The organism is Serratia sp. CY76391, assembly GCF_052166695.1.
Taxonomy (GTDB): Bacteria; Pseudomonadota; Gammaproteobacteria; order Enterobacterales; family Enterobacteriaceae; genus Serratia; species Serratia nematodiphila.
Genome location: NZ_JBJNOJ010000019.1, coordinates 40,880 through 48,983, shown reverse-complemented (window position 1 = coordinate 48,983; position 8,104 = coordinate 40,880). Strand labels below are relative to the sequence as shown.

Annotated in this window: 5 protein-coding genes and 4 pseudogenes; 5 read left to right on the top strand and 4 right to left on the bottom strand. The window is 46.7% G+C overall.

What is annotated here, in order from left to right; translation table 11 throughout:
* The 3 genes and pseudogenes from ACJ8PN_RS24955 to ACJ8PN_RS24945 form a co-directional block, all read left to right on the top strand.
* A partial coding sequence (locus tag ACJ8PN_RS24955) for an IS3 family transposase (protein ID WP_442535348.1) occupies nucleotides 1-164 on the top strand: 164 nt, incomplete at its 5' end.
* Nucleotides 165-202: 38 nt separating this feature from the next.
* Nucleotides 203-1,681: pseudogene (gene tnpC, locus ACJ8PN_RS24950) on the top strand (IS66 family transposase).
* A gap of 305 nt (nucleotides 1,682-1,986) precedes the next feature.
* Nucleotides 1,987-2,247, top strand: coding sequence for a hypothetical protein (locus ACJ8PN_RS24945; protein WP_420277242.1), 261 nt, complete (start codon nucleotides 1,987-1,989; stop codon nucleotides 2,245-2,247).
* A gap of 302 nt (nucleotides 2,248-2,549) precedes the next feature.
* On the opposite strand, the pseudogene ACJ8PN_RS24940 reads toward ACJ8PN_RS24945, so the two are convergent.
* Nucleotides 2,550-2,708 (bottom strand): annotated as a pseudogene (locus ACJ8PN_RS24940) (IS110 family transposase); the annotation flags it as partial.
* Between the two features lie 1,365 nt (nucleotides 2,709-4,073).
* Here ACJ8PN_RS24940 and ACJ8PN_RS24935 point away from each other — a divergent pair.
* Nucleotides 4,074-4,521: pseudogene (locus tag ACJ8PN_RS24935) on the top strand (transposase); the annotation flags it as partial.
* A 377-nt stretch (nucleotides 4,522-4,898) separates the two neighbouring features.
* On the opposite strand, the gene ACJ8PN_RS24930 reads toward ACJ8PN_RS24935, so the two are convergent.
* The 3 genes and pseudogenes from ACJ8PN_RS24930 to pgi form a co-directional block, all read right to left on the bottom strand.
* On the bottom strand, nucleotides 4,899-5,864 hold the full coding sequence (locus tag ACJ8PN_RS24930) for an IS110 family transposase (protein ID WP_442535346.1): 966 nt from the start codon (nucleotides 5,862-5,864) through the stop codon (nucleotides 4,899-4,901).
* Between the two features lie 90 nt (nucleotides 5,865-5,954).
* On the bottom strand, nucleotides 5,955-6,128 hold the full coding sequence (locus ACJ8PN_RS24925; protein WP_420277493.1) for a hypothetical protein: 174 nt from the start codon (nucleotides 6,126-6,128) through the stop codon (nucleotides 5,955-5,957).
* A 43-nt stretch (nucleotides 6,129-6,171) separates the two neighbouring features.
* Nucleotides 6,172-6,433, bottom strand: a pseudogene (pgi, locus tag ACJ8PN_RS24920) (glucose-6-phosphate isomerase); the annotation flags it as partial.
* A 287-nt stretch (nucleotides 6,434-6,720) separates the two neighbouring features.
* Between pgi and ACJ8PN_RS24915 the strand changes: the two are divergent.
* Nucleotides 6,721-7,626 carry a hypothetical protein gene (locus tag ACJ8PN_RS24915; protein ID WP_420277240.1) on the top strand — a complete coding sequence of 302 codons (906 nt, stop codon included), beginning with the start codon at nucleotides 6,721-6,723 and terminating at the stop codon, nucleotides 7,624-7,626.
* Nucleotides 7,627-8,104: the final 478 nt, after the last annotated feature.

Genomic DNA, 8,104 nt, shown 5'->3' with positions numbered 1-8,104 from the left:
TCAGTTCACTAAAAAAAGAACGCATCAGGAAGCGAATATACAAAACTCGGGATCTGGCTCGGGCAGATATCTTCGATTACATTGAAGTGTTCTACAACCGGGCCCTGCGTCACAGCCACCTCGGTGGCGTCAGCCCGGAGGCCTTCGAAAAGGCCTCACCGTGAGGACAGGAACTGTCTACCGGAGCGTGGTCACTCCACTTATGAATGACACCTCTTCTGACGACATCCTTCTGCTGAAACAGCGCCTGGCCGAACAGGAAGCGTTGATCCACGCCCTGCAGGAAAAACTGAGCAACCGGGTGCGTGAAATAGACCATCTGCAGGCACTGCTGGATAAACTCCGCCGGATGAACTTCGGCAGTCGTTCCGAAAAGGTATCCCGCCGTATCGCGCAGATGGAAGCTAACCTGAATCGGCTTCAGAAAGAAAGCGATACGCTGACGGGGCGGGGGGATGATCCGGCAGTGCAGCGCCCGCTGCGTCAGACCCGCACCCGCAGACCGTTCCCCGAATCACTCCCCCGCGATGAAAAACGGTTATTACCCGCAGAACTCTGCTGCCCGAAATGTGGTGGCTTGCTGAATTATCTGGGTGAGGATGCAGTCGAACAGCTGGAGCTGATGCGCAGTGCCTTCCGGGTTATCCGGACTGTACGCGAAAATACGCCTGTACTCAGTGCGATGCCATCGTGCAGGCTCCCGCGCCTTCGCTGCCCATCGAGCGTGGTATAGCAGGACCGGGGTTGCTGGCCCGCGTACTGACCTCTAAGTATGCAGAGCACACGCCACTGTACCGTCAGTCCGAAATATATAGCCGCCAGGGTGTGGAACTAAGCCGCTCACTACTGTCGGGCTGGGTCGATGCATACTGCCGGGTACTGTCACCGCTGGAAGAAGCGCTTCAGAACTATGTGCTGACTAACGGCAAGCTCCATGCTGATGACACGCCTGTTCCGGTGCTGTTGCCAGGTAATAAAAAACGAGGACCAGGCGCTTATGGACGTACGTTCGTGACGCCCGAAACGCCGGGTCAGCGCTGGCGCCGGCGGTGTGGTTCGCTTACAGCCCGGACAGAAAAGGCATCCACCCGCAGAGCCATCTTGCGGGCTTCAGCGGTGTTCTGCAGGCAGATGCGAACGCCGGGTTCAACAAGCTGTACCGCAATGGACAAATAACGGAAGCCGCCTGCTGGGCTCATGCCCGCCGAAAGATCCACGATGTGCATGTCCGCACCCCGCCACCCCTGACGGAAGAAGCCCTGAAGCAGATCGGTCAGTTGTACGCCATAGAGGCGTATATAAGGGGAATGCCGGCAGAGCAGCGGCTTGCGGAACGTAAGCTAAGAACGAAACCGCTGTTGAAATCCCTGGAAAGCTGGCTGCGTGAAAAGATGAAAACCCTGTCGCGACACTCGAGCTGGCGAAGGCGTTCGCGTACGCACTTAACCAGTGGCAGGCACTAACGTACTATGCGGACGATGGCTGGGCCTAAGCAGACAACAACATCGCTGAAAATGTCCTGCGGACGGTCTGTCTGGGTCGCAAAAACTTCCTGTTCTTCGGTTCTGACCATGATGGTGAGCGGGGAGCACTGCTGTACAGCCTGGTCGGAACGTGCAAACTGAACAGCGTGGATCCAGAAGGCTACCTCCGCTATGTGCTTGACGTCATCGCCGACTGACCGGTCAACCGGGTCAACGAACTACTACCCTGGCGCATCACACCGCCAACTGAATAACACATCCCCATCAATACGGCCCTCGGTGTACGCTTACCAATAGTGGACCAACAAATGTTTTAAACTCTCACATGTTGTTTATCAAAATAGGCTGGATTTTCAATTACCAGAGTACCAACATAGTAATTTCGGTCTCCTTCAGATCTAAATGATAGTCCATCTATATGGCAGGGGGGCAGAAGACATCTTGACGACCATAACCTCCCAGCAACAGGCTGTAATCTCACATTTAACAAGGGAGTTAAGATATGCGTCAATTATCAATTGGTATGTTGGTGGCGTCGCTGTTGGGTTTTGGGATGGCTGTGGCGGCCCCAATGCCGAAAGCTAGTGCTGATACATCAGCAGCAATTGCCCCGGTTGCTAACAGCACGCTGAACGGGCTGCAAAAAGCACCAGAAGAAAGGGCGGTGTCCATAAAACAGGTTCAGCAACATCAGGCCAAGCAGGTTAAACACCACAGTAAGAAAAAGCACCACGGTAAAAAGTATCACAAGAAAAAACAGTAATTGACAGCGGGCGCAGCAGTATAGTGGTTCACTCTTGTGCTGCGCCTGCACCGCACGGTCTGAATTCAGGTTAGCCCATCTCGTGAAGATACCTATTAGTCCTCATCATGTAGCTCCCTCCTTACCTCAACAAAAATCTGTATTACTTTTCCTTGAAAATTCTGAATACCCGACGCTTAAAATTATAATCAATAAATTACCTTTGTCATGCATTCAGCTCGCCCTCATCTTGAGTGCAGTTGAACCGACTGAACCCACGACCTTCTGATTATACATAGAGAATTTTTTAGGAGAATAACTCACGCTTGTATACCAACAAAACAGGGTGGAAGATTGGCAAAATACGCCAACATTTTTAAGCCCGGCAACTGTTTTTTAAGCATAGCCTTACCCTGAGGATCGACGCCGTGGAGTTGAAAGACACTTTTTATCTGATCGATACCAACCGTTGTAATCTTCATGACGGACGCTCCCGTTTTCAAGTGGTCGAGTTTAACACCCTGCCATTTTGACACACTAATGGCGATCCCATCAGAATCTGATACAGACTCAGTCCGGTCGATTTGAGACGGAATATGCTTCATCAACTTTTTCAGCACAACGCTCCCCACACCAACCAGCAACTCTGCGAAACGAGTAGTGGCTTGCACACTGGTCCGTTGACAGCCCAACTCTCACGTGCCGAGCATAAAAATATTTGTAAGGAACACCATGTATATTCTTCGACTTTCACTCTTGGTTGTATCTTTTATACTGAGTGGCTATATACAAGCCGCCCCTACAACCGAACTTCCCCCAGCCCCAAGTGCATACAAATATATCGTGGTTAAGCATCCCACGAAACCTATAACGAAGACTAAAAAAGCCCCTCCCCCCCAAAAAACAAGAAAGCCCATAAAGTCCGTTTCCGAGCCCTCCATTGAGATCAGCCGCCCACAGACGGAGCACGGTCGGAATCCATTCTCAGAAGGACGCAAGAATCCATGAGTTTTAATATCAATATCAGCAACACTGTAAAAGCGGTCGGAATCGCTGATCTGAATACGCATGTAATTCGTTTTCAATTTCATTCGAAAGTAATAAGAAATGTTGAGCTTGATGAGTTTACAAAATCTTTACATACTCACGATAACTTTAGAAAAAGGCTGTTGAGGTGGTAGTGGGAATTATCAATGCTTCAGTCTCATCCCCATGTATTGAATACAATTGAACATGATTGTAATAACGAAAAACCTGAGCTTGGCAGCATTATCTTACACATTTTCGATTATCCTTACGGTGCTGTTAGCAAACACTTCTTGACCTCCTGCTCTTTTCGTTACGACAATTAAAAACATCCCTTCCACGATTATTGAGAGTGAGTTACGGATCTTTCCCCCTGTGAGAAAAATCAGATCTGATTACGATGTGGTCTCACTAAATCAATAATGTTATCCACAAAAAGGAGCGGTGACCATGTACATGTTAGATTTAAAATGTTCTGGCTGCAAAAAAGATCTTATCGTAACTGCAGCATTAGTATCTATAACGTGAATGATATCGACGTGGTGACTTGTGCTAACTGTGGCCAGTCAACTAAAAAGCATTGCATTATCATCTATAAAATTAAAAATACACAGGAAGCAACATATCAAGAACAATCTCAAAAATACTAATTAATGGTAACTAATCGTAAATCCGTTATGCTGAATCCTTGCAGATGTAGGCAGTTTACAATTTCACAGTTATGCAAAAACTAGACTGGCCCCCTGAGTCTCCAGACACTTCGACCCACCTTAAATTAGTGACTAGTCTTAAACTAGTCATTCGATAATTAGGTGATAAGCATGATCGAAGAGTTGCTCGGACCAGAACGCCGCAGGCGCCGTTCTCCACAGGAAAAAATATCCATTGTCCAGGAAACGCTTCAGCCTGGCATGACGGTATCCCATGTCGCACGGCTTCATGGTTAAATGCAAACCAGATCTTCGCCTGGCGAAAGCAGTACCAGGAAGGTAGCTTCACCGCAATCATGGCTGGCTAAGATGTTGTTCCCGCCTCAGAACTTGCTGCGGCGGTTAAACAAATCAAAGAGCTACAGCGCCTGCTGGGTAAAAACCATGGAGAACGAGCTGCTGAAGGAAGCTGTCGAGTATGGTCGCCCAAAAAGTGGATAGCGCACGCGCCCTTATTGCCCGGGGATGGCGACTGAGCTTCGTCAGCCGCTGTCTTCAGGTCTCGCGTGCGCACTTATATACCCTGAAGCATCGTCCCGATAACTGGCCGGCGAATCGTGTATGAGATCTGTTGCCCTGGAAAGTCGAACTCACCTCATCCTAAGCGTCAATACGGTTCAAATGTGACGTATATGGATTGCAAGAGCACAGTTATAATGAAAGTGACAGGTTTGCTTTCGTATATCCGGCCTGTTGATGACGCTTTGGCTTCTGGCCTCGATGAGACATTCGCGCATTCCGTCCTTATCGCTTATACGGCCTGAGTGGGCTGTCACATATTGCAGGTTTTTGGAACGCCGGTCTGACCTGTTTTTCATCATTTCTGCATTCTTCACAATTTCAGGTTAGCGTTTATTGTACTACATAGCATAACTTACTGATTTTTCAGTGTTGCTGGTAAATATAATTCATTACGGGCGATAATTACCCAGGAGATCAGTAGTAGTTTATTTGCAAGGGCGACAACTGCTCGGTTAAACCCACGTTTTTCCCGAATACGGTGAACCCACACACTAAGCAGGTCAGTTTTTTCAGCAGACCTGAACAAGCCCTTGCACCATGTATCAGCATGGATCTCACGTACTGATTACCGCATTTTGTTATCCCCAACAAAACCTGCTTACCACCGGTTGTGAATTGTCGGGGGACCAACCCCAGAGCAGCAGAGGCATCTCTTCCTCGTTTAAATTGTTTACCATCACCCATCCAGCTTTTTATCACCTGGCTGACCAAAGGGCCGAATCCTGGAATAGCCAACAGCCTTTGGCACACAGGGTCCTGGTGAACGTATTTCTTCTGCTCGGTGTTACACCATTCCAGTTCATCATCCAATGTAATCAGCCGGGTATACTGTCGATGCAACAATGCTCTCATAGCGTCAGTGAGTTCATTTTCAGCATCCTCAAGTAGCGCGGGTAACGTTCGGCGTAGTTCTGTTGCGCCTTTATTCAGCACAATGCCATATTCAGCAAGAAGCCCACGTACGTGATTTATCAGTTGTGTCCTTTCCATTGAAATCAGCTGACGCATTTTTAAAAACGTCTGAATATCCTGCTGATCAAGCGTTTTTATAGGTACGGGTCGGATAGTTCCATGCTGGCAAGCCTCAGCAATTGCCTGTGCATCGTTATAATCATTTTTCTGGCGTCGTTGATAGGCTCTGACATACTGAGCCGGAAGCAATATCGCTGTATGACCGAGTTTTTGTATCTCCCGGGCCCAGTGATGCGATGCTCCACATGCTTCCATGGCAACAGTCATCGGTGGTTGCTGAACCAGCCAGTTGAGTAAGTTGCTACGTGAAAGTTTCATCTTTCCAACTGGTTTCCCATAGGCATTGATACTGAAAAGATAAAAGTTTGTTTTAGCCAGAACGATGCCGGTGATTTTCACTTGAGACATGGTATCCCTCTTACTTTTTCCTGATTAAAGTTTATCCATCATGGCGCAAATGGGTGCTGCCGTGAAGGAGAGGGAAGACCATCTCATCGCTTACAAAAATACTAGACTGTAGTCTTCCGATAAATTCAACGGCGGCGGTTCAGCCCCTTTGCTTGCTGTGGTATTGCCTGTTTTCACAGCACTAGGCGCAGCAGCTAAGCCAAAGATAGGATTAATGATCATTAATCCTAAGAAAATTACGATAAAAATTGCTCTGTTTTTCATTGGGATATTCTGTTAATAGTGATGTTAACCCTAAGTATAGAGTAATCACATTCTGGTTATCAACAAAAATTGGCATATTGCTGCGATTACGCAAAGCAACGTGTAACACAGCTCTATACTAAGTGTGATTAATCTTCTTTGCCTGAAAACATCGCATTAATGGCCTGTTGCAATTGTGTCTCTTTTTCCAATGTCACTTCAGTAATACGGTTTTTAGAGTAATTAACTAATATCTGGCCATCAAAAGTGGCAGAGAATTTAGCAAAACGCTGGTTATCTTTCTCAAAAACCTGGCTAATTTGCACCACGCCCTAAGACTCTACCGGCTTATATGTAACGGATAGCTACCGAACAATACCAGTGTCCTGAGAAAGTGCAGCAAGCCGGAGATCGGCGCCGGCCAGCTCCTCCCATAACGAGCACTAGCTAACCACCGGAATTTTTACTCCCAGTATACGTAACTTATAGTTGCTTTCGGGGGGGCATGACACTGTGACATTTGTCATGTTTTAGCTGAATATATTTGCAATTATTTAACACCCGTTTTGATAGTTAATATTCCTATTTCTAAGGGTAATATCTGGAGAGTTAAATGGCTAAAATATATACTACATGGGATGCAAATGAAACTCAGGTTTATGAGCAACAATGTGGTGACAAGACTGAAACCGACTCCGATTTTAATAAAAATATCGGTGCCGGCTTTATTATGGATGCCGTTGGAAAATCTTTGAAGTTGAAAGATAGTGTTGGTGTTTTTTGGCCAGTTGCCCCCAATGATCCAAATGAACTGGCAGATACGGTGACTGAGTTTGACATTTTCTCCGGAATGTTTTCTTACACGAGTAATATGAGTGTTTTCATAGGGCAGCAGCGGCCTTTCAAACTGACATTACAGCGTGATGGTTCAATGAAGATAACGGTGAATAGCGTGATAAGTACTGTATCCAACGAAGGCACGAGTGGTTCTGTGGGTGTTGAAATGAATGATACATCGATGCTCAGCTTATCCAGTGGGATTTTCGAGTGGGGTGGTCGATTTTCCACTTATGACAGTGCTAAGTTAGATATTTTTACTCCTACGGTTGTTCCTCACGATAGCTTGAGTGAATTACATGGCGGATCTGTATTAAACCTCACAACAAACAATATAATGGTTACAAGGGATCAATGGAGAGTTTCTATTTTTGATGGGGCCCCTCAGCTTAATATAATGGCGTACTCTGTGGGAGGGGACCCACTACAAAGCCGTGATGCTGAAGCCACGTATCCTAAAGGGATTATTGATTTCGCTTCATCCAGCAAGGGGACCGTTGCTATTGATATGCCTTCGGCCAGTGCATTTACTCTGTCGCTTTTAAATCAGAGGGGGACCTTCTCTCTCGATGGTCGGGTTATTGACATGCGAACGGATGGACAATTTAAAGTTGGGTATGCTCAAAATGTGCAGAGAGGTGATTTTACGACGCAAACTATGATAATTACCAAAGAGCGCTAATGTAAGCGCGTTCAGTTAATTTTTTAACTCACAGTGGTACACGTGGTTTATTGTCATATTGTGGATTACTTACGACAATTACAGGCCCATGCACCCGCGTTAGCCTGTAAACAATCTTATGTACAGGCTCTCTCGTTCCGATGTTTAGGTTGCATTGCTGTATTTAACTTCTCCTTGAGGTGTTCCAGCCCGTTCCCAGTTCGGGCTTTTTTTCTTGACTCGCCACATCTTCCATTTTCAGTCTTTAATCGCGTTGTGTGTATAACTACAAAAATGTTCTTCCAGAGAAGCCTTTAGCCCACAAATGCCTCTTGTGGGCTCTTTTATGCACCCATCTGAGAATTGAGAGTGCGTTTGGTATTTCTCAATTCAGTGTATGTGCTGTTAGAGTTGCGAAAGCCGGTTCCGTGTGACTGGTTTCGGCAACGTGGTGGGGGATTTACTGTCGATGGTGAAGCTGGAGTGCCTTTCTGAGAAA

Bases quoted from the DNA above. Each gene is read 5' to 3' on its own strand.
- ACJ8PN_RS24925 (WP_420277493.1), bottom strand. From the start codon at position 6,128: ATGAAAAACAGAGCAATTTTTATCGTAATTTTCTTAGGATTAATGATC.
- ACJ8PN_RS24930 (WP_442535346.1), bottom strand. From the start codon at position 5,864: ATGTCTCAAGTGAAAATCACCGGCATCGTTCTGGCTAAAACAAACTTT.
- ACJ8PN_RS24945 (WP_420277242.1), top strand. From the start codon at position 1,987: ATGCGTCAATTATCAATTGGTATGTTGGTGGCGTCGCTGTTGGGTTTT.
- ACJ8PN_RS24915 (WP_420277240.1), top strand. From the start codon at position 6,721: ATGGCTAAAATATATACTACATGGGATGCAAATGAAACTCAGGTTTAT.